The sequence below is a fragment of the Shewanella avicenniae genome, from assembly GCF_017354945.1.
Classification (GTDB): domain Bacteria; phylum Pseudomonadota; class Gammaproteobacteria; order Enterobacterales; family Shewanellaceae; genus Shewanella; species Shewanella avicenniae.
Window position 1 is genome coordinate 3969262 of sequence record NZ_CP071503.1, and the last position, 25673, is coordinate 3994934.

18 protein-coding genes and 3 rRNA genes are annotated in these 25673 nt (G+C 49.8%); 6 read left to right on the top strand and 15 right to left on the bottom strand.

Translation table 11 applies throughout. The features are described from left to right. Positions 1-10: 10 nt before the first annotated feature. From hutC to JYB87_RS17595, 7 genes are all read right to left on the bottom strand, one after another. On the bottom strand, positions 11-754 hold the full coding sequence (gene hutC / locus JYB87_RS17565) for a histidine utilization repressor (protein WP_207354713.1): 744 nt from the start codon (positions 752-754) through the stop codon (positions 11-13). Then, positions 754-2112, bottom strand: coding sequence for a formimidoylglutamate deiminase (locus tag JYB87_RS17570; protein ID WP_207354714.1), 1359 nt, complete (start codon positions 2110-2112; stop codon positions 754-756). Before JYB87_RS17570 ends, hutC begins: the two co-directional genes overlap by 1 nt. 156 nt (positions 2113-2268) lie before the next feature. After that, on the bottom strand, positions 2269-4896 hold the full coding sequence (locus JYB87_RS17575; protein WP_207354715.1) for a M14 family metallopeptidase: 2628 nt from the start codon (positions 4894-4896) through the stop codon (positions 2269-2271). A gap of 61 nt (positions 4897-4957) precedes the next feature. After that, a complete protein-coding gene (locus JYB87_RS17580; protein WP_207354716.1) occupies positions 4958-7288 on the bottom strand; it encodes a TonB-dependent receptor in 2331 nt (776 codons plus the stop codon). A gap of 544 nt (positions 7289-7832) precedes the next feature. Next, a 5S ribosomal RNA gene (gene rrf, locus JYB87_RS17585) occupies positions 7833-7948 on the bottom strand. Between the two features lie 136 nt (positions 7949-8084). Further along, positions 8085-10974, bottom strand: a 23S ribosomal RNA gene (locus JYB87_RS17590). Positions 10975-11241: 267 nt separating this feature from the next. Then, a 16S ribosomal RNA gene (locus JYB87_RS17595) occupies positions 11242-12784 on the bottom strand. The 16S, 23S and 5S rRNA genes sit together here, the layout of an rRNA operon. A 523-nt stretch (positions 12785-13307) precedes the next feature. Here JYB87_RS17595 and JYB87_RS17600 point away from each other — a divergent pair. Beyond that, a complete protein-coding gene (locus JYB87_RS17600; RefSeq protein WP_207354717.1) occupies positions 13308-13757 on the top strand; it encodes an RNA-binding protein in 450 nt (149 codons plus the stop codon). 17 nt (positions 13758-13774) lie between these two features. On the opposite strand, the gene murI is transcribed toward JYB87_RS17600, so the two are convergent. Beyond that, positions 13775-14587, bottom strand: coding sequence for a glutamate racemase (gene murI / locus JYB87_RS17605; protein WP_207354718.1), 813 nt, complete (start codon positions 14585-14587; stop codon positions 13775-13777). 187 nt (positions 14588-14774) lie between these two features. Between murI and trmA the strand changes: the two genes are divergently transcribed. Further along, positions 14775-15878 carry a tRNA (uridine(54)-C5)-methyltransferase TrmA gene (gene trmA / locus JYB87_RS17610; protein WP_207354719.1) on the top strand — a complete coding sequence of 368 codons (1104 nt, stop codon included), beginning with the start codon at positions 14775-14777 and terminating at the stop codon, positions 15876-15878. 10 nt (positions 15879-15888) lie between these two features. Here the strand turns inward: trmA and fabR are convergent, their stop codons facing one another. Next, the gene (gene fabR / locus JYB87_RS17615) at positions 15889-16530 is read right to left on the bottom strand and encodes an HTH-type transcriptional repressor FabR (protein WP_207354720.1); all 642 of its coding nucleotides are present in this window, start codon (positions 16528-16530) and stop codon (positions 15889-15891) included. 142 nt (positions 16531-16672) lie between these two features. Between fabR and JYB87_RS17620 the strand changes: the two genes are divergently transcribed. From JYB87_RS17620 to mnmH, 3 genes are all read left to right on the top strand, one after another. Beyond that, entirely contained in the window at positions 16673-17779 is a 1107-nt protein-coding gene (locus tag JYB87_RS17620; RefSeq protein ID WP_207354721.1) for a fatty acid desaturase, read from the top strand. Between the two features lie 102 nt (positions 17780-17881). Beyond that, positions 17882-18916, top strand: a complete 1035-nt coding sequence (gene selD, locus JYB87_RS17625; protein WP_207354722.1) for a selenide, water dikinase SelD — start codon at positions 17882-17884, stop codon at positions 18914-18916. Then, positions 18917-20026, top strand: a complete 1110-nt coding sequence (mnmH, locus tag JYB87_RS17630; RefSeq protein ID WP_207354723.1) for a tRNA 2-selenouridine(34) synthase MnmH — start codon at positions 18917-18919, stop codon at positions 20024-20026. Here mnmH and cysQ read toward each other — a convergent pair whose 3' ends face one another. Together cysQ and nudE are read right to left on the bottom strand one after the other, a co-directional pair. After that, positions 20027-20839, bottom strand: a complete 813-nt coding sequence (gene cysQ, locus JYB87_RS17635; protein ID WP_207354724.1) for a 3'(2'),5'-bisphosphate nucleotidase CysQ — start codon at positions 20837-20839, stop codon at positions 20027-20029. Positions 20840-20886: 47 nt separating this feature from the next. Continuing rightward, the gene (gene nudE, locus JYB87_RS17640; protein WP_207354725.1) at positions 20887-21441 is read right to left on the bottom strand and encodes an ADP compounds hydrolase NudE; all 555 of its coding nucleotides are present in this window, start codon (positions 21439-21441) and stop codon (positions 20887-20889) included. 81 nt (positions 21442-21522) lie between these two features. Between nudE and yrfG the strand changes: the two genes are divergently transcribed. After that, complete coding sequence (gene yrfG / locus JYB87_RS17645; protein ID WP_207354726.1) at positions 21523-22206, top strand: GMP/IMP nucleotidase; 684 nt, start codon at positions 21523-21525, stop codon at positions 22204-22206. Here yrfG and JYB87_RS17650 read toward each other — a convergent pair. The 4 genes from JYB87_RS17650 to gspK are packed head-to-tail and all read right to left on the bottom strand — an operon-like array spanning position 22203 to position 25673. Next, positions 22203-22961 (bottom strand): type II secretion system protein N, encoded by a 759-nt coding sequence (locus JYB87_RS17650; protein WP_228729904.1) that lies wholly within the window; start codon positions 22959-22961, stop codon positions 22203-22205. The two genes, yrfG and JYB87_RS17650, sit on opposite strands and share 4 nt — an antisense overlap. Positions 22962-22964: 3 nt before the next feature. After that, the gene (locus tag JYB87_RS17655; protein WP_207354728.1) at positions 22965-23450 is read right to left on the bottom strand and encodes a type II secretion system protein M; all 486 of its coding nucleotides are present in this window, start codon (positions 23448-23450) and stop codon (positions 22965-22967) included. Position 23451: 1 nt separating this feature from the next. After that, positions 23452-24639 (bottom strand): type II secretion system protein GspL, encoded by a 1188-nt coding sequence (gene gspL, locus JYB87_RS17660; protein WP_207354729.1) that lies wholly within the window; start codon positions 24637-24639, stop codon positions 23452-23454. 41 nt (positions 24640-24680) lie between these two features. Next, positions 24681-25673: a type II secretion system minor pseudopilin GspK gene (gene gspK, locus JYB87_RS17665; RefSeq protein WP_407695855.1), complete on the bottom strand. Its 993-nt coding sequence runs from the start codon at positions 25671-25673 to the stop codon at positions 24681-24683.

Here is a 25673-nt window from a genome sequence, read left to right on the forward strand (position 1 = left end):
GCTGGCGCGCTTAACCAAAGGAAGGGGAAAAACGTGCCACCAGATTGTAGGCATCGCCTGGGAATAACTGCCGCACGTAGGTGATGCCTTCACCACCACGCCAAGTTTGCCGTTCTAACAGCAAACAGGCAGTGCCGACTTCAATGCCCAACTGCTCCGCCTGAGTTTCATCCGCTGAGATAGCAGAAATGCGATGCTGCGCCTTAGTCCAGGCTACATGCTCAATCAACCAATGGCCGGGTGAGACGTCTTCAAAGGTGATCCCCTCCGCTTCTGGCACCGCATTTAGGTTAATTAAGCGCGATTCCAGCGCAAATGGACGATTACTGGCAAGATGCAAACAACGCAACGCCAACAAAGGCGTATCGGCGCCAAGCTCCATCTCTTCCGGCTTACGCTTTTGCGCGTAACGGCGTTTACGAGATAACAGCTCAAAGCCATAGGGCTGACCGCGACCAGTAATTTCAGATTGAATGTCAGGAATTTCCAGTACTACTGACTGGATTTTCGGGCGCGCCACAAACGATCCCGCGCGGCGGCGGCGATGGATTAACCCTTCATCCACCAAGGCGGTAATCGCTTTATTTACCGTCATGCGCGAGCAGCCGTAGATCTCCACCAACTCGTGCTCAAACGGAATTTTGTAGCCAGGCGGCCATTCGCCGGACAAGATTTTCTGTTCAAAGTCGGAGCAGATACGGCTATGCAGGGTTTGCGTATCCTTGCCAGTGGTGCTCGGCTTAGCTGCTGTCATTAGCGTAAAATCCTTGTCAAAGTTTGCGCGAATTGCTGTTCAATCTGTGCTCTTAAGGGATGTTGGCCATGCTCAACTACTTGCACGCCGTTTACCCACACATTATCAATCAACTTGTTCGCTGCGCAAAAGATCAAATTATTCAGTACATTCTGTGGCGCAAAGAGTGCTGCGGTTTGCTGTTGTGGTGATAGTGACACCATATCGGCGGCAGCTCCAACCACGAGTCCAGCTTCCACACCCAGCGCTTGTGCCCCACCAGCAACAGCGGCCTGCCACAAGCTATCGCCGGTCGCACTATTCGGCGTCAGTGTCGCCACGTTACGGCTTTGGTTTGCTAACCGTTGCCCATATTCCAGCAGACGCAGCTCTTCAATAGCATCGACACAAACATTGGAGTCAGAGCCAATGCCGTAACGCCCTGCATTGGCGATAAACTCGGGTAATGGGAAGATGCCATCACCTAAATTCGCTTCAGTGATCGGGCATAAACCCGCCACCACGCCCGCGTGCTGCATAGCAGCAACTTCTGCAGCGGTCACATGGGTGGCATGCACCAAACACCAACGGCGATCTAACGCCACATGCTGCGTTAGCCATTCCACTGGGCGCATTCCCGACCACGCCAAACAGGCATCGACCTCTTTTTGCTGTTCGGCAATATGGATATGCAGTGGGCCATCATTGAATGACAATAAGCTGTTCAGTTCGTCAGCGGTAACCGCACGTAAACTATGGGGTGCCATACCGAGCACGCTGCCAGCTTGTGCTGCAATGGCCGGGCGTAACTGTTCAATCAGCGCGTGATAGCTATCTAAGCTATGAATAAAGCGAGCTTGTCCGGCTTCAGGGGCTAAACCACCAAAGCCTGCGTGCGCGTAAAACACTGGCAACAGACTGATATTCAAGCCAGTCTGCTTCGCTGCATCCAACAGTTGCAGACTCATTTCGGCGGGGTTTTGATAGTGCTGCCCCGCAAAGCCGTGGTGCAGATAATGAAACTCGCCAACACGGGTAAAACCTGACTCCAGCATCTCGATATAGGCCATACTGGCTATAGCATGCAGATCGTCAGGGGTGAGCACTTCTAAAAAGCGGTACATCACCTCGCGCCAAGTCCAAAAACTGTCGGCGGTAGTGCCGCGGTTTTCAGCCAATCCTGCCATACCACGCTGAAACGCATGGCTGTGCAAGTTGGGCATTCCCGGCAATAGCGCAGCAACCACCACATCTGCGGCTTGCTGAGTTGCATTGCGTTCAATCGCACTGATCACGCCATCGGTGACTGTCAGCCTTACCTGGCTGCACCAACCATCAGCTAATAGCGCGTTATTGGCAAAAAACGTCTGATTTTTCATGCAATATTTCCATTAGCTGCGAAGAGAGAGGACTGACGCCGAATAGATAAATATATTGTATAGATATATTTATTTTTTTAAAAGAAAAGGCACTACGAAACTCACAATCAAAGACTGTAAGCCGCGTAATGCCTAATTGAAGATGCGGGTTAGTGCTTAACGATACAGGGTATTAAACACAAACTTGTAGGTACCGTGCGACTGACCACGCCATTGGGGTTGGAAGCCAAACAGGTACACATCACCGTCACCGTATTTCACTTTAACCGCCGCCGCTTTGCCGTTAATCGCTTCAGGATGGAGTAACACCCCACTCAACAACGGATTACCAGCTTTAGGGTACGACGCCAAGATTTCACCTTCAAAGCCCGGCAAAGTGGTAAATGCCGGCCCATGAGAGAACATGGCCACTGGTGAAGCCGCTAAGCCCCCGAGCGAAGCTGTATCGGCCGTTGGATTCAGCTCCAATGACAACAGCGCGCCAGAGCAGTAGAACACATCACTGCCAACGCCTTCCAGCACGTTTGTCACCGGCAAGCCCAACACCTTAATGGCAGCAGATGATGCGTTGTTAAACGCCACCAGACGACCACCACGCGCGACAAAGTCACGCAATGCCTGTGCCCCCGCTCCACCAATACCACCTTGATATTGTTCAGGGACTGGGTCGATCTTAGCGCCGCCGTTACGCGCCCACCAAGCATCGTCTTTCGCGCCACTAAAACCATTCATCAACCAATCTAGGTTGATGTCTGGCACGATGATCACATCGACTTTATCGAGCAGGTTACCCGCTTGCACATCAGCGTTATGCAAGGTGGTCAATGGGAACTGATACTGCTCCATCAACCAGCGCGTCCAGCCTTCATCCATTGAAGGCTTCCACGGTCGATACAAGCCCACACGCCCCGCCGTTAATTTATCCGCTTGTGGCATTTTGCTCGTCGCAGTTACCGCCACTTTGACCGATTTCGCCCACCCATCAACTTGCGCTTTGTCTGCCCCACTAATAAAGAAACTAGGGTCTTTATCTTTGTCTGCTTGCACCACTGTGGCTCCAGCAGCCAGTGCGAGGTTCACCAGTTTATAAGCCGCGTTTTCAGATTTGGACACCACGAACACATCACCACGGCCGCTCACCCCAGCAGGGAGTTCCACTGACTTAATCGCTTTCAGACGAGATTTTTGCGTGTCGGTCAGCGGCGCGGTTATCGCAACGCTATCAACGCCCATCTGCAACGGCAACGTCCAACCTGTTGTATCGTATGGCAAGTTTTCCGGCAGACCATCTTTATCCAAGAATGACGCTGGATACTGCTGTTTTTCAAACAGCTCTTGTACTAAACCAGCATAGGGTTGATCCATTGGAATGACCCAAGAATCGGCTGGATAACGAGTGCCATTCAACTCAGTGGTTTTCTGCAGCTGATACACGTCGATCTGCTGCTTCAGCAGAATATCCACCAAAGCTCCGGCTTCTGAGAGATCATGCTGTTCGGCTGAAATCACATAAGCAAACGGCCCTTCATTTTTGTAGCGGGCAATGGTGTTGCGTCCCGCTTGATAACGGTCGTATTGGATCTGCTCTGAGTAACGTGCAGCCGTATCTAAGGTTGATAGCGAAGCCACTTCCATATAATGAATGGCATCATCAATGGTCCACTTGCCGCCTTTCCAAGGCGATGGATACATGATTTGTGGTTTAAGATCTTTGCGATTATCAGGGAATTTCGCTGGGTCATAACTCCACGGCGTGGCGTATTCGTGCAGCGCTACTTCGGTAAAATAGGAGATGGTGTGGCGGAATACGTGGGTGTAATCCAAAAATCCCGGATACCAGTTGTCGAAGCGCGCCTGAGCGATAGCACCCGGCAGCTGCTGCGATTCAAACTCGCCAATCATGTGCATACCGATCAAGCTGGTCCAGTTACGCATCATCGGGTCGATATTTTGCGAAATCGGATCAGAGAACGGCGGTACCCAAATGCGCGCAGGGAAAGGCGCTTTTTGGTGTTGCGCGTAGAAAATCGCTGGGGCGTTTTCTTGTACCGCGGCAGTTACCACTTGTGACTCTTTCATGTTGAGCATGTAACCATCACGGTTATTATCATGGCCAACATATTCTTGATACAGCCACGGCATTGGGCTGGTTTCGTGTGGCCCACCCACATTACTGCGATACCAGTCAACCACCATATCTTGGCCGTCTGGGTTTAAGGTTGGCCACAGTACCAAAATCACTTTATCCAAATACTCTGCGATCTTAGGATCTTGTGATGTCAGCATGGTGTGCGCTAAACGGATTGGCAGTTGGTGATCGGCAACTTCAGAGGCATGCATGCCACCATCAATGTGGACGATGATCTTTGATTCTTTAGCTAATTTGCGCGCTTCTGCATCAGTTAAACCACGGGAATCCGCCAGTTTGCGCGATATCTCTTTATATTCTTCCCACTTGGCCAAGTTTTCAGGGCTCGAGATCACCGCAAATTCGAGTGTCTTGCCTTGGGTCGATTGCCCAGCGGTGAACATCTTAATCTTGTTAGATTTGGCAGCTAGGGCATGAAAATAGCTGATGGAGTCTTCGTAGTTCGCAAGGTAAAAATCATCGCCTGGATTATGACCCAAAATCTCTTTTGGAGAAGGCAGCTCGGCGGCAGCGAGTTGGCAACTGGCAGCAGACAGTGCTAACGCCAGTAAACCAATATTAAATGCCCGCGGCTTGCGACTAACCTGCCATTTGGCCGACACAGCTACCTTGCCAGTTGTATGAGGTAATAACATCAAATACTCCATTACATGTAACGAAAAAGCCGCTAACTGAGTAGCGGCATCGACAGTGTGATTAGAAGAAGTCCTTACGAACGGTCACACCAATGGTTCGCGGCATCGCACTGTTAGCAAACTCATTAGGATAGGAAGAGCTTCCTGAGTTATAGACGATGGCGTTTTTATCAAACAGGTTGTTGACGTATAGCGCGAAGCCCCAGCCTGATTCAGTTGAATCCACGTTGAAGCGTAGATTGGTCAAACTATATGAATCCAGCTTCAGGTTGTAGGCATTATTCGGGCTCAGCTCACTGTAAGAGGAACCGACATAGTTAACGTCTGCGCGCAGCGAGCTGTCATAACCGGCCAACATCTGCGGCAAGTTGTAGGTGAGCGACAACATACCGGTCACTTTTGGAATGTAAGGGATACGATCTCCATCGCGCCCTGCTGCCAGTACTACATCACTCACCTGATCTTCCGTCAGTTCGGCATTTAACAGGTTAACGTTACCCGAGATGAACAGGTCATCAGTGATACGCCAGCCGCCTTCAAGTTCGAGGCCCATGATCTGCGCAGCACCAGCGTTAGACAGGAATGAAAATGCACCGTCAGTTGTACGACCGCGCACCTGCATGTTGTCCCAATCGATCAAGTAGGTCGCCGCATTGAATTGCAGATCGCGATCCAGCCACGAACTCTTCATGCCAACTTCATAGTTCCACAGTGAGTCTGATTCATAGCCAGTCAGCATCTCGGCCAACCCGATAACGTTGTTGGCACCACCCGGACGGAACCCTTGCGCGGCAGTCGCGTAGAACATCATGTCATCAGTCATGCTGTAGGAAACGTTACCCTTAAACAGCCAATCACTTTCGCTGAACTCAACTGAGGTTTTTGGACGAGTAAAGGCGTTGATCAGCTCCCACGCGTCGGTCGTTTCGCCCGTCACTGTCTTTTGATAATCAAACCAACGTAGGCCAACGGTGACGTCCAGTTTTTCAGTCGCGTGATAAGTGGTTTCACCAAAGACCGCCTTTTGCTCATAGTCGTCAATGATATAACGACGATAGAACAGCTCCATCGGCCGGATCAGTTTGCCGGTCTCCGCGTCCGCGCCACCATCCTGCGACTGAATATAGTCGTTACGTTTTTGGAAGAATGCACCGACAGTCCAATCCAATACCTTGGCATCATTTGAGGTCAAACGTGCTTCATAGGTTTTGTTGGTCATGTAGCCTTTGTGCTGCAATACCGCAGGGGTCAAGCTATTTACGTAATCGTAATAGTTCGACAACTGCTCGCTACTACACGCGGCACCACCATTCCAACGTGACTGACAACGATCTTCGGTAAGATAGGTATCGATATAGTAGCTATCATCCATGTTGTATTCAGTCGCACGTTTAAAGTGACCCACTGCAGCAGTCAAGGTGGCAAAGTCGAGGTTCCACTCCAGCGTACCACTATAGAGCTTGGTGGTATCAGTAAACGGCTGATTGATTTGCGCAGCAGTTTCATACTCCCCAATGGTAGGGTTCCATGTACCGTAGCCGGCTTCGGTTTTATCCAACAGATACATGGTATCGATGGTCAGATCATCTGAAGGAGTCAAACGAAACATCACTCGTCCGCCTTCCTTGGTAGAACCGTTGACATCATCAATACCTAAAAATACGTTATCAATATAACCATCACTGGTTTTGCGGAAACCCACCACACGCGCAGCCAACAAACCCTCTACCAATGGCACGTTCACCATACCATCGAGCGACTTCATCGCGCCGCCGTGAGCAATATCGGCGTAGCTGGTTTCAAACGCACCTTCATAACCGTCAATCGGCTTATTGAAGATAGTACGGATAGCACCACCCATTGAACTGGCGCCGTACAAGGTGCCCTGAGGGCCGCGCACAACTTCAACACGGTTAACATCAAATAACGCTGCAGTAGGCGTACGACCACCGGCGTCACTGCTCACACCAACAGTACCGCTGATCGGGATTTCATCGTAGTAAACGCCCACAGTACCTTCACCGGGAGCGGTAACACCACGCAAACTGATACGTTTAGAACCTGGACCGCTATCCTCAATACGCATCCCTGGTACCATCTTGGTAAACTCTTCAACCGAGGTGATACCGTTATGCTTCAGCATGTTTCCTGACAATGCAGAAATCGCCAGTGGGGTTTCTTGTAAGGTGGTAGCACGACGGGTAGCCGTCACTTCGATGCGCTCCAGCATCTCAGCATCGGAAGACTTTGGTTTGCTAGCTTCAGCTGCGTTAGCAGTAACTTCCTCATCATCCGCATAACTGGTCATTGGCAACAACAAACTACCAATGACCAAACTCAGCGCTGACAAACCAAACGGAATTGCTCTGTAGGGGGACTTATTAGACTTCATGGGGCATCCTTTATCGACTCAATGCTTCTATTTTATCTATACATATCAACAACAGCTTAACATTCAGCAATAATTATGCCCAATCCATGTACATCCAGTACAGTTAATAAACATTGTATACATATTATGTAACTAATAAGTTTTGAAAGTGTGCGTCGCCCCATGTTTATCAGTGCTTAAAACGTCACCAATAATGGTTATGTCAGAATCAATAGATCTAGTCATATTGAGATATTAGCGCCGAAAAAAACGACTAAGCTGAAATAGTCGTTGCGCCACAAAGTTCACATCGCACCAAGAGTGGGCATAAATGCACCAATAGAACACTAGTTTGGTGACGCAGAACTCACGTTTTGAATCAGAACTGAAATGATAGCTGCGCAAGTAGAACGAGTTTTGAGATGCTATAAAGAGATGTTTGCAAGCAAATTTTGGACGAATAAACCAGCTTAACTGTCTAAATTAACACCGGCTTTCTATAAGAAAATTTAAAAACTCACAAAGTGAAAAGGCCACCCGTTTGGGTGGCCTTCTCTAATTGGGCGTCTGGCGATGACCTACTCTCACATGGGGAAACCCCACACTACCATCGGCGCGATTGTGTTTCACTTCTGAGTTCGGGATGGGATCAGGTGGGACCACAATGCTATTGTCACCAGACAAATTCTTTTCTGTTTCCGCCTTCTAGGCAAAAACAATAATTCGGAAAGCTGCTTTTTTCTAGTAGTTCGTTCTCATACTTCAAATCAAGTATTTCTTTATTCTATCAAGGTTCACCAAAACCCATCGGGGTTGTATGGTTAAGCCGCACGAGTCATTAGTACAGGTTAGCTAAACGCCTCACAACGCTTACACACCCTGCCTATCTACGTCCTGGTCTTGAACGGCTCTTTAGTAGACTTAAAGTCTAAGGGATGACTCATCTTGAGGCTCGCTTCCCGCTTAGATGCTTTCAGCGGTTATCGATTCCGAACGTAGCTACCGGGCAATGCCATTGGCATGACAACCCGAACACCAGCGGTTCGTCCACTCCGGTCCTCTCGTACTAGGAGCAGCCCCTCTCAATCATCCAACGCCCACGGCAGATAGGGACCGAACTGTCTCACGACGTTCTGAACCCAGCTCGCGTACCACTTTAAATGGCGAACAGCCATACCCTTGGGACCGACTTCAGCCCCAGGATGTGATGAGCCGACATCGAGGTGCCAAACACCGCCGTCGATATGAACTCTTGGGCGGTATCAGCCTGTTATCCCCGGAGTACCTTTTATCCGTTGAGCGATGGCCCTTCCATTCAGAACCACCGGATCACTATGACCTACTTTCGTACCTGCTCGACGTGTCTGTCTCGCAGTTAAGCTGGCTTGTGCCATTACACTAACCGTACGATGTCCGACCGTACTTAGCCAACCTTCGTGCTCCTCCGTTACTCTTTAGGAGGAGACCGCCCCAGTCAAACTACCCACCAGGCACTGTCCCTAACCCCGATTAGGGGCCAAGGTTAGAACACCAACACTGCAAGGGTGGTATTTCAAGGTCGACTCCATCAGGACTAGCGTCCTAACTTCATAGTCTCCCACCTATCCTACACATGCAGGGTCAATGTTCAGTGCCAAGCTATAGTAAAGGTTCACGGGGTCTTTCCGTCTAGCCGCGGGTATACGGCATCTTCACCGCAATTTCAACTTCACTGAGTCTCGGCTGGAGACAGCCTGGCCATCATTACGCCATTCGTGCAGGTCGGAACTTACCCGACAAGGAATTTCGCTACCTTAGGACCGTTATAGTTACGGCCGCCGTTTACCGGGGCTTCGATCATGAGCTTCTCCGAAGATAACCCAATCAATTAACCTTCCGGCACCGGGCAGGCGTCACACCGTATACTTCCTCTTGCGAGTTCGCACAGTGCTGTGTTTTTGATAAACAGTTGCAGCCAGCTGGTATCTGCGACTCCCGTCAGCTTAGAGAGCAAGTCTCATCACCAACAGGAGCGTACCTTCTCCCGAAGTTACGGTACCATTTTGCCTAGTTCCTTCAGCCGAGTTCTCTCAAGCGCCTTGGTATTCTCTACCCGACCACCTGTGTCGGTTTGGGGTACGATTCCTACTAACCTGAAGCTTAGAAGATTTTCCTGGAAGCTTGGCATCAACCACTTCATCACCTTAGTGACTCGTCATCAGCTCTCAGTGTAAATGTGCCCGGATTTGCCTAAGCACAACACCTACTACCTTAAACGCGGACTACCAACGCCGCGCTGGCCTAGCCTTCTCCGTCTCTCCATCGCAGTTAGCAGAAGTACGGGAATATTAACCCGTTTCCCATCGACTACGCCTTTCAGCCTCGCCTTAGGGGTCGACTCACCCTGCCCCGATTAACGTTGGACAGGAACCCTTGGTCTTTCGGCGTGGAGGTTTTTCACCCCCATTATCGTTACTCATGTCAACATTCGCACTTCTGATACCTCCAGTGTGGGTTACCCCTTCACCTTCAACGGCTTACAGAACGCTCCTCTACCGCACATACAAAGTATGTACCCGTAGCTTCGGTGTATTGCTTAGCCCCGTTACATCTTCCGCGCAGGCCGACTCGACTAGTGAGCTATTACGCTTTCTTTAAATGATGGCTGCTTCTAAGCCAACATCCTAGCTGTCTAAGCCTTCCCACATCGTTTCCCACTTAGCAATAACTTTGGGACCTTAGCTGACGGTCTGGGTTGTTTCCCTTTTGACGACGGACGTTAGCACCCGCCGTCTGTCTCCCGAGTAGTACTCATTGGTATTCGGAGTTTGCAAAGGGTTGGTAAGTCGGGATGACCCCCTAGCCTTAACAGTGCTCTACCCCCAATGGTATTCGCTCGAGGCGCTACCTAAATAGCTTTCGAGGAGAACCAGATATCTCCCGGTTTGATTGGCCTTTCACCCCCAGCCACAGGTCATCACCGTCTTTTTCAACAGACGTGTGTTCGGTCCTCCAGTTGATGTTACTCAACCTTCAACCTGCCCATGGCTAGATCACCGGGTTTCGGGTCTACACCTAGCAACTAAACGCGCAGTTAACACTCGGTTTCCCTACGGCTCCGCTATTCGCTTAACCTTGCTACTAAATGTAAGTCGTTGACCCATTATACAAAAGGTACGCAGTCACGGTCTCAAGAACCGCTTCCACTGCTTGTACGTATACGGTTTCAGGTTCTATTTCACTCCCCTCACAGGGGTTCTTTTCGCCTTTCCCTCACGGTACTGGTTCGCTATCGGTCAGTCAGGAGTATTTAGCCTTGGAGGATGGTCCCCCCATCTTCAGACAACATGTCACGTGTGCCGCCTTACTCGTTTTCACTTAAGGTTAGTTTTCGTGTACGGGACTGTCACCCTGTACCGTTGCGCTTTCCAACGCATTCCACTAACACCCCAAAAGCTTAAGGGCTGGTCCCCGTTCGCTCGCCGCTACTAGGGGAATCTCGGTTGATTTCTTTTCCTCGGGGTACTTAGATGTTTCAGTTCTCCCGGTTTGCCTCATTAAGCTATGTATTCACTTAATGATACTTACTTATGTAAGTGGGTTGCCCCATTCGGAAATCTCAGACTCAAGCGGCTTTTACTGCCTCATCTGAGCTTATCGCAAGTTAATACGTCCTTCATCGCCTCTGACTGCCAAGGCATCCACCGTATACGCTTAGTCGCTTAACCATACAACCCGGATGAGTTTCCTCGACCGAATCGCATGCACGACCCATATGGTTTGTTTTCGCCTTGATTGTGTCCTTTCGAACACATGAATATCCAAAACACTTGATTGAAGTATTTTGAGAACTCAATTTCGATTAAATATCGCTATTTAATCTCTACTATCAGCTTTCCAAATTGTTAAAGAGCACATTAGTTAACAAGAACTAATGACTTGCTTCATCAGCAAGCAATCTGTGTGAACACTCATCAAATCATATATCGCTTAGGTAAGGAGGTGATCCAGCCCCAGGTTCCCCTAGGGCTACCTTGTTACGACTTCACCCCAGTCATGAATCACACCGTGGTAAACGCCCCCCCGAAGGTTAAGCTATCTACTTCTGGTGCAACCCACTCCCATGGTGTGACGGGCGGTGTGTACAAGGCCCGGGAACGTATTCACCGCAACATTCTGATTTGCGATTACTAGCGATTCCGACTTCACGGAGTCGAGTTGCAGACTCCGATCCGGACTACGACCAGCTTTAAGAGATTGGCTCCACCTCGCGGCTTCGCATCCCTCTGTACTGACCATTGTAGCACGTGTGTAGCCCTACTCGTAAGGGCCATGATGACTTGACGTCGTCCCCACCTTCCTCCGGTTTATCACCGGCAGTCTCCCTAAAGTTCCCGGCATTACCCGCTGGCAAGTAAGGATAAGGGTTGCGCTCGTTGCGGGACTTAACCCAACATTTCACAACACGAGCTGACGACAGCCATGCAGCACCTGTCTCACAGTTCCCGAAGGCACTGAGGTATCTCTACCAGATTCTGTGGATGTCAAGAGTAGGTAAGGTTCTTCGCGTTGCATCGAATTAAACCACATGCTCCACCGCTTGTGCGGGCCCCCGTCAATTCATTTGAGTTTTAACCTTGCGGCCGTACTCCCCAGGCGGTCTACTTAATGCGTTAGCTTGAGAGCCCAGTGTTCAAGACACCAAACTCCGAGTAGACATCGTTTACAGCGTGGACTACCAGGGTATCTAATCCTGTTTGCTCCCCACGCTTTCGTGCATGAGCGTCAGTCTTTGTCCAGGGGGCCGCCTTCGCCACCGGTATTCCTCCAGATCTCTACGCATTTCACCGCTACACCTGGAATTCTACCCCCCTCTACAAGACTCTAGCTTGCCAGTTCGAAATGCAATTCCCAGGTTGAGCCCGGGGCTTTCACATCTCGCTTAACAAACCGCCTGCGCACGCTTTACGCCCAGTAATTCCGATTAACGCTCGCACCCTCCGTATTACCGCGGCTGCTGGCACGGAGTTAGCCGGTGCTTCTTCTGCGAGTAACGTCACAGCTAGCAGGTATTAACTACTAACCTTTCCTCCTCGCTGAAAGTGCTTTACAACCCGAAGGCCTTCTTCACACACGCGGCATGGCTGCATCAGGGTTTCCCCCATTGTGCAATATTCCCCACTGCTGCCTCCCGTAGGAGTCTGGACCGTGTCTCAGTTCCAGTGTGGCTGATCATCCTCTCAAACCAGCTAGAGATCGTCGCCTTGGTGAGCCTTTACCTCACCAACTAGCTAATCCCATCTGGGCCTATCCATTCGCGGAAGGTCCGAAGAGCCCCTCCTTTCCCCCGTAGGGCGTATGCGGTATTAGCAGTCGTTTCCAACTGTTATCCCCCTCGAATGGGCAAGTTCCCAGACATTACTCACCCGTCCGCCGCTCGCCGGCAGAGTAGCAAGCTACTCCCCGCTGCCGCTCGACTTGCATGTGTTAGGCCTGCCGCCAGCGTTCAATCTGAGCCATGATCAAACTCTTCAATTGAAAGTTTTGACTCTAATGAATTCTGTTCGTATGAACACTCTTCATAAAGTCGATAAATCGTTGTCGATATATCAACCTGAGAGTGCCCACACAGATTGCTTGATAACTTGTTAAAGAGCAGCCTGAAGAACTCGCTTCAGGTCAGGGCTGCGCATTCTACACTTCCCCGTTCAGGCGTCAAGCTTGATTTCAAACTTATTTTCGCCTTGCGATGAGTCATCCTCATCACCACCTCAACCGCCTTTGCTTTCGCGCTGTGCCGTCTCAGTGGGTGCGCATTATAGGGACATCAGAAAACCGCGCAACCCCTTTTTGCAAAAAAAAAGATCGCTTGCCGATCTTTTCAGCGAAACGCTGTTTTATGCGGCAAAAACATGCGTTATTTCCCAATTTTGACGGATTTATTGGTCGAAATGATGCCTCGATCCGGTCAAGCACTAGTTTAAAACCAAATAATTCATTACCATAGCAAGGTTTGTTAACAAATTATTGCCAATTAGTTATTTTTTGAGATCTTCTGTTTATGCAAAAATCTTTGCTTGTGGTTGCCCTGATTGCAGCACTCGGGGCACTGGCTATCGCCTTCTTAGCGCCAGCATTACCTGCTTATATTGCCTTTGTTATTGGCGCACTTGCGTCAGCGTTAGTATTCGTCGCACTTCCTACTACTTCTAATAGTGGTGCTGTTACCGCGGAAGTTGCTGGGCCGATGACCACACTTTATGTTGGTAACCTGCCATATCGTGCTAACGAAGCTGAAGTGAAAACTCTGTTTGAGCAATACGGTGCCGTGAACTCCGTGAGATTAGTGAGAGACCGTAAGACTGGACGCCGTAAAGGCTTCGGTTTTGTGGAAATCACCGAGGACGGCGCAAAGAAGGCATTATCTAAACTCAATGATGCCATCTTTCAAGAACGTACCTTGAAGGTTCGCGAAGCAAAATCGCAAGATGCGGAGGCCGAAGAGAAGTAAGTTCTCGCTCAGCTTTATTAAGCTACTAAAAACTGACCCTTGGCGGTCAGTTTTTTTATGCCCTGAAATCCCTGCTGCAGTAATAGCTGCTCAAGCCCGTGACTTAACGTTCCAGTGTAATAGGCAGCAACCAGTCCAATATCCGGTTCCGCAGACATCGGTTCAATATTCGGTTGCAACAGTTGTTGTACCCGTCTCGCAATGGCGGCGCCTGAATCGAGTAAGGTAACGCCCTCGCCTAATGCGGCTGAGATTTCCGCTTTCAACATTGGGAAATGGGTACAGCCCAAGACTAATACATCGATATGGGTGTTGATGATAGGTTGCAACAGCTGACGGAACACTGCTGGGTCGAGTGCGATACCAGCGCACTTTTGCTCGGCCAGCATGACGAGTTCTGAACTGCCAAATAGTTCTACATGGCAGTCTTGCGCATATTGGGCAATAAGTTCATGGGTATAACGGCGTTTGATGGTACCGGGCGTAGCGAGTAAGCCAATATGTTTGCTTTGAGTTAGCTTCGCGGCAGGTTTAATTGCGGGCACAACCCCAACAACCGGAATTGTGAGTCGCTCTCTTAATGCGGGTAAAACCAAAGTACTGGCACTGTTACAAGCGATAACCAGAATGTCGGCCTTGATTTGCGCGACTAGCGGGACCAGAAGTTCAACACAGCCGCTGATCAGGGTTTGCTCTTCTAACTCGCCGTAAGGTAGCCGAGCATTGTCGAACAGGTAATGGTAGCGATGCTGCGGCAACAACGCTTGGATCTCCGCCAATATGGATAATCCGCCGACACCCGAGTCGAACACTAAAATTGACTGCGACAATTTCAACCCCTGATTTGAATGATGCTGGTCACTTAACGCTGTCGTTGGGCGAATGCGAAATGACAGGCTATTTTTTCATAGCGATTGCAAAACTGCAAAATGCTGCCACAGCAAATAGTCAGTTTGCTTGAGCTATAGCAACGATATGTTTACTATTGCGGCCGTTTTTACACCGGAGAACCGTTTCATGAAACTCTCATCAATGGATCCAGCACTGTATCCACAGCAATTAGCTGAAAAGCAGCAATCGCTGACACAGGCGTTTGCGCCTTTTTCTGCGCCAACGTTGGAAGTATTTGCATCAGCGCCGGCCCATTATCGTATGCGAGCAGAGTTTCGCGTGTGGCACGACGGTGATGACCTTTATTTCTGCGTTTTTGATCAGGAACTGAAAACCAATCAGCGCTGTGATCAGTTTCTGCCTGCAAGCGAACTGATCAATGAGATGATGCTGGAGCTGGTTGAAGAACTTAAACCCAATATGGTGTTGCGCCACAAATTGTTCCAAGTAGATTTTCTCTCCACGCTTTCTGGCGAGATTTTGGTGTCGCTGCTTTATCATCGTCAACTGGGTGAAGATTGGTTGGCTGAAGCAGAAACACTTAAACAACGTTTATCGCAACGGTTCAAAGTCGATATTATTGGTCGCGCCCGCAAACAGAAGCACGTGTTGCACCGCGAGTTTGTTGTTGAGCAACTGAGTGTGAATGGTCGCCAATATACCTATCAACAAGTCGAAAACAGCTTTACTCAGCCAAACGCTAAAGTGGCTGAGAAGATGTTGGAATGGGCGCTCGACTGTACCCAAAACAGTCAAGGCGACCTGCTTGAGCTTTACTGTGGTAACGGCAACTTCTCGGTAGCCTTGGCGCAAAACTTCAATAAAGTATTAGCGACCGAGTTGGCCAAGCCATCGGTAGAATCGGCACAATACAATATTTCCGCCAATAAGATTGAAAACCTGCAGATCATTCGTATGTCGGCGGAAGATTTTAGTGACGCAATTACCGGTAAGCGTGAATTTAAACGTTTAGGTGACATCGACCTGCAAAGCTATCAGTGCAACACCATCTTTGTCGACCCACCACGTGCTGGGTTAGATCAAGCGACTCTAGCGATGGTGCAGGGCTATGAGCACATCCTTTATATCTCGTGTAACCCTGAGACACTGGCGAACAACCTAGAACAGTTAAGCCAAACTCACCAGATAGTTCGCTTTGCTATGTTTGATCAGTTTCCCTACACAGAACACGTGGAAGCTGGGGTAATGCTGAGCCGAAAACCAGCCTAAGCAACAATAATTAACGGTCTTGTAGCCGCGTACGATGTTCAGGATGTTCCATACGCTGCTGCAAGGCTTCTGCCCCTTTAACCACCATGCGCAACTGAGTAATCAAGCGCTCAGCTAACAGTTTGCGATCCGCCCGCTTCATATCTAACGCGGCGGCGCCTGCGTTAAACACCAAAATCACTAACGCTTCGGCCTGCACTCGCGCAAGGTCAATGTTACGGTTAGCCGTTTCTTCAATGAAGTGCGATAGCTCCGAAATAAAGTGGTCAATCTCGCGCTCTACCGCAGCACGAAATTGTGCAGAAGTGCCCGAACGTTCGTGCAGCAAAATACGAAACACGTTGGGATTGGAATCCAGCACTTCCATAAAGGTTTCCACCGATATACGAATCACACTTCCACCCGCATCGGCACGTTGGCGCCCTTTACGCATCATCTGCCGCAGAGCTAAGCCACCCTCATCCACCATGGTCATGCCCAATTCATTCATATCTTTAAAGTGGCGATAGAAGGAAGTAGGGGCAATATTTGCCTCACGGGCGACCTCTCGCAAGCTCAAGCTGGAAAAACTACGTTCGGCACTTAATTGATTAAATGCGGCATCCACTAATGCACGACGTGTTTTCTCTTTTTGCTGTGCTCTTACGCCCATGTTTTTTCCTTGTTCTGAACCAGTTAGCAAGATAATACCAAGTTTATGCGTTAAACACAGACTAAAGCATACAGGCTGTGATTAGGCTTTTACATTATTTTAGCTTACACTTGTAAGCTAAAACATGTTGGAAAGTAGAGTTATGAACAAACCACGAATTCTATGGCTTAATGTCATTTTCTTCACTTTGACCTTTTCTGGCGCCGTGATTTGGGTACCTTGGCATGGTGTAGTCAACGGATTTGACGCAATAGAATGGTTCACTTTTTTTATTTTGGTATTTGCTTCAGGCATGTCGATTACTGGCGGCTACCATCGCTTATGGTCTCATAAGGCCTACAAAGCCCACCCATTTGTGCGGTTTATGTATGTGCTGGGTGGGGCTTTAGCATTTCAAAACAGTGCCTTGCATTGGGCATCCGACCATCGAGTACACCATAAGCATGTTGACGATAATGACAAAGACCCTTATTCAGCGAACAAGGGTTTCTGGTTTAGTCATATCGGCTGGATGTTGCGTGAGTATCAGCCTGAGCGTTATAGCGATTATCAAAATGCCCGCGATCTGCAAAATGACCCGATTGTGATGTGGCAACACAAATATTATTTGTGGTTAGCACTGGCAATGAACGTGGGGTTACCCACGTTGCTTGGCTGGTTGAATGGCGACGTGATGTCGATGCTGTTATTGGCAGGCTTGCTGCGTTTGGTGTTAGTGCATCACTGTACTTTCTTTATTAACTCGCTGGCTCATGTCTGGGGTTCGCAGCCTTACACAGATAGGAATACCGCCCGTGATAACGGCTTTTTAGCGATTCTGACTTATGGTGAGGGCTACCATAACTTCCACCATATTTTTGAACACGACTATCGCAACGGTATTCGGTGGTGGCATTACGACCCAACCAAATGGATGATTAACGGCTTTGCCGCCGTGGGCCTAGCGACCGAGCTACGCCAAGTGCCTGAAGAGAAGATTGAAGCGGCCAAGCTACAAATGCAGTTAAAGCAAACGCAGAAAAAACTTGCGCGGATGCCGAATGCAGAACAGTTGATGTCACAATTGCAGCATGAATATGAGCAGCTCAAGCAACATTTGGCCGATTACTATCGCGTAAAGAAGGCAGCTTTAGAAGCAAAAGGGCAACAGCTAAAAGAGCAAGATTTACATCAACAAGCAGCCTTATTACGGCAAAAATTCTACCAGCAGCTAAAACGCTGGCAGCAATTCACCGCCCAAATAGCATAAGCGATGCTGAATATTATCGCGGAACATGACAGCGCTATCTTGTAGTGTGATGTAATCGGTTTATGATCACGGGTTCTGTTGTAACGTTCAGGACCCGTTTTTATGTCGCAAGATCCTATCAAGCTGACCGAATACAGCCATGGCGCTGGTTGCGGTTGCAAAATCTCGCCTAAAGTTTTGACCACTATTTTGGCGTCCCAGTTACCGGAATTTGTAGATCCCAACTTATTAGTGGGCAACCACAGTCGTGATGATGCCGCGGTTTATAAACTCGATGATCACACCGGCATCATCAGCACCACCGACTTCTTCATGCCGATTGTGGATGATCCGTTTACCTTTGGCCGCATCGCCGCCACCAATGCCATCAGCGATGTTTACGCCATGGGTGGTAAGCCAATTATGGCAATTGCAATTCTGGGCTGGCCGATTAACAAGTTGTCGGCCGAAGTTGCGCAGCAAGTGGTTGATGGCGGCCGCCAAGCCTGTGCTGACGCCGGCATTATGCTCGCCGGCGGCCATAGTATTGATGCGCCGGAGCCAATCTTCGGCCTGGCAGTGACCGGTACAGTAGCGCTGGAACACCTCAAACAAAACGATACCGCAAAGGCTGGAGACAAGCTGTATCTCACCAAGCCGTTGGGCATCGGTATTCTGACCACGGCGCAGAAACAGAAAAAGCTGGCTGATGCAGATGTGCTGATTGCCCCAGAGGCCATGTGTCAGTTGAACAAAGTCGGTGCCGACGTCGCTAAAATTGCTGGCGTGCATGCCATGACCGATGTGACCGGTTTTGGTTTAGCCGGCCACTTATTAGAGATGTGCCAAGGTTCGAATCTCAGTGCTACTGTTGATGTGGCTGCATTACCATTGCTGCCCAAAGCGCGCGATTATTTGGCTCTCGGGTGTATTCCAGGTGGTACTCAGCGTAATTTTGATAGCTACGGCGAGCATCTCCCTGAGCTGACCGAAGAGCAAAAGGCCTTGTTATGTGATCCGCAAACCAGTGGCGGCTTGTTGATTGCCGTGGCACCAGAGGCAGAAGCGAGCTTAGTGGATACCCTCTGTTCAGCCGGCATTGCGCCGATTGTGGTGGGTGAACTGACCGCACGCGGCCCGCAGTGGATTAACCTGTAAATGACCAAAGTGACTTACCCCGCATCGGATTACAATGCGCTGTTTATTGAAGATCGGCCGCTGGTCGATCTGCGTGCCCCCATTGAATTTACCAAAGGCGCTTTTCCTACCAGCCACAACCTGCCGCTAATGACCGACCGTGAACGCGAGTTAGTAGGCACTTGCTATAAAGAGCAAGGCCCTGACGCCGCCTTAACCCTTGGCCATCAATTGGTGCAAGGTGTGACCAAGCAGCAACGGGTTGACGCTTGGCTAAGCTTTTTTAACGCGCATCCTAACGGATTATTTTACTGTTTCCGTGGCGGTCAAAGATCGCAAATCTCGCAGCAATGGCTAAAAGATGCGGGCATAGAAATCCCCTATATCGCTGGCGGCTACAAGGCGATGCGGCAGCATTTAATCAATGTCATCGACCACGCGCCACAGCAGCAAAACATGCTGGTGCTGTCAGGTATTACCGGTTCAGGTAAGACTGAGTTTCTCGCCGCACGTAAGGAAGCAGTTGATTTGGAAGGCTCAGCTAATCATCGGGGCTCTAGTTTTGGTAAGAAGACCACGCCACAGCCGACCCAAATTAACTTTGAAAACCAATTGGCAGTTGCATTGTTAAAACATCAGCAACGCAGCCCGCATCTGCTATTGCTTGAAGATGAAAGCTATCTGATCGGCCGTAATGCCATCCCTAAAGATTTCTATGCTGGAATGCAACAAGCCAATGTGATCGTGCTCGAAACCACGTTCGAGCAACGCCTGCAGCGACTTCGCCACGAATATGTGGATATTATGCTGACGGATTTTATCCGCCGCGATGGTGAACGAGCGGGTTTGAGCGCCTTTACTGACTATCTGCACCAGAGTATTAACAGCATTCGTAAACGACTCGGTCATCAAAATGCGGATGAGCTTATCGCCATGATTGATGCCGCAATTAATGAGCAGGTGCAGCGCAATAATCCGCAACTGCATTTAGAGTGGATTGGCATGTTGCTGACCAAATACTACGATCCGATGTATGAGTATCAGTTAGCCAAGAAAAGTGCACGAGTGGTATTTCGCGGTAATCAACTGGCGCTGAATCAATGGTTAGATCAGCGCCAGCCGCAAGCGTGATTAGCTGGCGTTGAGAATTTTATGCCATTGCAGATTGGGCGATCCCAGAACGATAAAGTCGGGATTTAACAAACTGTCGCGTTCGTTATAGGTGAGCGGCTGCAACTCGATATCCAGCAGTTGCCCACCGGCTTCCTCAATAATGATTTGCGCGGCACCTGTGTCCCATTCGCCGGTAGGGCCAACCCGCACGTAGCAGTCTGCTTCCCCTTCGGCAACCAAACAACTTTTTAATGCCGCGCCACCGAGGACAACCAGTTCACATTGAGTGGAATGCTGAAATAATCCCAGCACCTTTTTCGGATCTTGACGACGACTCACCGCCAAGCGCAGATGCTGCTCAGTCGCCGTAGACAGTTGTTTGCTTTGAATGCGGCTGATGCTGCCATTAATCTGCTTGTATGCACCTTTACCCGCCAGCGCAAAATAGCAAACTTCGGTCATCGGCACATAGACAATGCCCATGACCGGACGATGGTTTTCAACCAGCGCGATGATCACCGAGAAATCATTACTCCCCGCAATAAACTCACCAGTGCCATCAAGGGGGTCAACCAACCAATAGCGCGGCCACTGTTGCCGTTGTGCCAGTGGGATATCGGCGTCTTCTTCAGAGAGGATTGGCACATCGGGCGTGAGTTGCTGCAGCCGCTCAACAATCAGTTGATGTGATGCGATATCCGCAGAGGTCACCGGCGTATTGTCGTCCTTTATTTCACGCTCAAAACTGCCCTGTTGGTAGATCTCACGAATCAATTTTCCCGCTTGGGTTGCAATGGAAATAGCCTGATCTATCAACGCTTCTGGATTCATAAATACTCCAGTCTCCGAATAAGGGGTCTACAGCAAACCTTAACTACTTACTCGTTAAGTTTGAGTTGTTTAATGGCTAAAAACAAGGCGCTGACACTACGTGATTCGGAAAAATCCGGCTCAACCAGCAGCTCTTGCCAACGGCTTAATTCCCATTGCACCATTTGAATCGGCTCAGGTTCATCACCTTCAAGCTGGCTTTCGAACAGATCTTCCGCCAGAAAAATCTGCATCTTAGAAGCAAAGTAACCCGGCGCTAAGCTTAGCTCTTTCAGATGGGTCAGCTTACGACTGGCAAAGCCAATCTCTTCCTGTAACTCACGATTTGCGGCTTCCAAGGCAGTTTCACCGGGATCAATTAGCCCCTTGGGAAAGCCGAGTTCGTAATTGTCAGTCCCTGCTGCATATTCACTACCGAGCAACAAATGCGCACCGTGCACTGGCACAACCATCACAGCACCACGGTTGTTGCCTTTCATCCGCTCATATACCCGCTCTTGCTGATTGGCAAAGCGCAGATGCACTTGCTCAATCTGAAATAACCGGCTCTTAGCAACGATTTCGCGATGCAAAATATCAGGTTTTTGTTGCCGCTTATTCATTGCTCCCTCGAATATGCAAGCTGAAAAATGTGACTAAGGCTACAATGTTATACCAACCACCAAGAAATGACAGAGGTAAGGATGTTTCCCTGGGCACAAATTGACACCGTGTTACTCGATATGGATGGCACCTTGTTGGATTTGCACTTTGATAATCATTTCTGGCTAACGTTGGTGCCCGAGACATTAAGCCGCCTGCGCAACATCAGTACCAGCGCCGCGATGAACATGGTGCGTGACGCCTATGAACAAGTCGAAGGCACGCTGAACTGGTACTGCTTAGATTATTGGGCGCAGGAGTTGCAGCTGGATATTATGGGCATGCACCGCAGTATCAGCGATAAAATCAAGCTGCGAGATGACACCATTCCCTTTCTTGATGCACTGGCTGAACAAGGCAAAAAGCGCATCCTGTTGACCAATGCCCACCCGTTGGGTTTAGCGTTAAAACTGGAGCATACGCCGTTGGCATCTCATCTTGATGCGATTTTATCGAGCCATCAACTTGGGGTACCGAAAGAATCAGCGCATTTTTGGGAGCAAGTATTTGAGTTGTATCAGCTACAGCCGCAACATTGTTTGTTTGTGGACGACAACGAACATATTTTGCAGGCCGCCAAACAAGCAGGCGTTGGCTATTTACTTGGTGTGAATAATCCCGACAGCCAGCGCCCACATAAGCAGTTTGAACAATTTGCCGCGACAGCGGATTACTTAACCTTGCTACCGGAATTAACCAGCAGCAAGGCAGATGCGGGCCGTTAGAGTTTGCCGCTAAATTTCAGTGGGTAGAAGCCGTTATTATCGGCTTTTCCAAGCAGAGGTAAGGCTTTTTGCAGATCCGCAGGTTGCTCGGCAGTGAGCTTCATTCGGCCATTGAGTTGGTAACGCATCTGATCTTGCAACTGCAACGTGCCCGCAATGCCCAGCTTGTTCTTTTCATCATCAGTGGCTAACTGGATTTGACCGTTGACGCACTGCAACGACAGCTCAATATCGCCTAACGGATACTGCCCAAACTGATTGGTAATACCGATACTGTTGAGAAAGGCTTTGCCCTCAAGCTGCTCACACCAAGGTGAACCTTGCACAAACTGTTGCACAAACACACTGACATCACCACGGGCAACGGTTTTAAAAGGTAAGCGCTGCTTGCCCACCAAAAATGACACCGGCGCATCCATTTTTAACCCGCTGACCTTGATATCACTGCTACCAATACTGAGCGCACCTTTGCCGCTAACCTCAGCGCTGGCATTACCCAGTTGAAAGTCAACATTGGCGCGGCCAGACAGCAATCCCCATGGGCTTAACTGCCATTGCAACTGATCGAATTGTCGACCATCCGCAACCACAGTGTCAGCGCGGCCTTGCCAAACACTGCCACTCACCCCCGAAATCGCCACACCTTGGGGCAATGGCGCCAATGCCACCACCACTCGTGCGGGCAACAACACCAGCAAAAACACCAGATAGAGCAAAACTGCGATAACGACCTTGGCAAATATCTTCAAAATCACACCTTAAGACTGAGAGAATTGGATGCGGCGAACCTGCACCATGCCCGGCGCATCACTTACGGCCACATCCAGATTGTCGAGCGATAACCCTTGCTGCTGCACTAAATCATCGAGGCACGACAGCAGCGCTTCAAAGGGCACATCATCCATCCATACTTGAATTTTATTGCCTTGCGGCTGCATGCGAGTGATGGTGAGGCCAAAACGACCCGCACTTTGGGTTACCAAGGTACTTAAACTGCCGGAGTTCGTTGCGCGCGCATTGGCACCCGATTTTTTCAGTGCCGCAATTTTGCTGGCGGTTTGCTTCACGTAACTCAGCATATTGGCTTGGGCATCGCGCTGCAGCAGCGCCTGTTGTTCGGCATTACTGACTGGCGTCCAAATCCCCCAGTACAGAATACAAACGGCCACCACAACGCCCATCACTGCCACTAACTGCTGCTCACGCTGTGCTAAGTTCCCCCACCAGTGACGCAAATTTTCCATGTTACTTACTCCTCAAGGTCAGCGTACTGGTCACGGCACCATCATTGTTGTTCATCGCCCCTGCATCAATCGTAAAATTGGCTGCAGCGAGTTGACGGAATTTATCAATCTGTTCGTAGGACTTGGCTGACACCTGCATCCGCAGTTCTCCACGACTGCCATCAAACCGCAGAGATTCAGGCGCTAATTCAGGCACCTGCTTAAACGGTTGCTCCAGCTGTTGCAGCATGTTGAACAGCTCGGCACCGCTACCACTGCCCTGCAATGCACGCAAACTGCTATCCAGCTGAGAACGCAGATTGACGATACGGCTGTTACCGGCAACTTGACGATAGATGGCTTCACTTTGGGCTTTCAGATCGGCGGCTTCACTGTTGTAGCGATAGATGCCCAATCCTTTGTTGGCTAAGCCTAACAACAATGCCACCACCGCGATTGCTGCAACCTTTTTCCACGGTTGCAACTGGCCGTTATATTGTTTGCGCGGCTTGTATTGGCCGGTTAACAAGTTCAGCGAAGATTGCAGATGGCCTTTGGCCAATACCAGCATTGGCAAATCTAACGGCTGCAGCTGGCAATCGAGCTGCTCATCGGTAAATTCGGTGTAGCAGGCCACACTCGGCTTACCTTCCACGGAGCTCAATAACTCAGGCAACATCAGCGCCAGCCAATCTTTACCCACAGCAATACCGCTGCCTTCACCAGTGCGCAGCAGATACTGCTCTCCAACCTGCAGTAAGCCCCATTGGCAACCCGCCAAAGGCACGGCCAAACAATCAGGCACTAATTTGCGCGCAGTTAAACCGGCATCCGTTAGCCAAGCCAACCATTGATCCAGCTGTTCATGCGCCACAATGGCCACATTCAGTACGTCACCTTCGCGGGCACCCGGCACAAAATGCAGCTCATCAATGTTCTGCGCTAACGATTCTTCCAGCAAAAATGGCAGCGCTTTCAATGCTTGGCGCTGACCTTTTTCAGGCAGATTAACCTGTGTTAAGCGCACCACATCGCTGGGCACCAACACGTCAACCGGACGATTTCCAGCGCGTTCACTCAGCGTCTGCAGAGCGCTTGCATCTGCCAGTTCACCAGAAGCAATGATCTCCTGTTCCTGTTCGGACCACACCAGCCAACTGCAGGGTTCGCTGCTGTTGCTGCCCAAACGGATAAATAAGCGTTCACTCACTGTGTCTCTCCAGCGGCTTTAATCTAAAACCGCGCCGTGGGTTAATCTTGTCCGCCATACTGACGGGTTAACACTTCCAACTTGTTGCCACCAATCACGTGCAACACGCTGTCTAAGCGGAACAGCGCATCGTCAACTTGCGCCGCAGCTTCGAGCTTAAAAAACTTACTGTTAATCGACATGCTAGATTTCAGTTGATCATCTTGCTGAGCGATTGTCGTCAGTGAGCCTTGCTCCCAAAAATCTTCTATCTTGTCGTAACCGTTGGCACTACGCTGCTCAATAATGTTTTCGGCTTCATTCACCGACACCTTGTTGAGTAACATCGCCGCCAATAACGCCGCTTGCTCAGGCTTGACGGTATTGACATTCAGTACCTGCGAATTGTTACCGGGGATGACACAAATATAGGGCTGTAACTGCTGATACAGCTCTTTGGGAACCCCTAACACCGCCCGCAATTCACTGCGGTCATTCATTAACGTATTGGCTGCGCGATATGGCACTTTGCGCGACTCATATTCTGCGTCTTCTGCCCCGAGTGAACTTACATCACTGTCTTCATCAAGATAATCTTTTATGCGATAAACCAGCTGCTCGGCAGAAAAATCATCCACGCCTAGCGATTCGAGCAGCGCGGCAAATTGGCGCCCCGCCAACGACATTGTTTCTGCTTGGCCGTTTTGGGGCTTAGGCCCATCTTGCGCCAAGGCATTTAGATTAAAACAGCTGCGCAGATCCGATAACTGCCCGCCAATCTGGCCTGACTCGGCTGGCAATACCACGTTAGCTAACGCCCAATATTGCTGCAGATGCACCCGCCCTTCGGAGTCGTCCAAATCTTGCTTTAACACTTTACGGGCTAACTCTTCTGCCGAGAGTGCATACCAATAGGCTTGGTCGTACATCGCCAGATTGATTGTGCGTCGCACCGACAGCTGATTACGGCCGCTAATTGTCGTGGCCAGCACCGCAATAATGGCCACAATCAGCAAAACCATGATGAGCGCGACACCGCGTTGCTTGCTACGCAT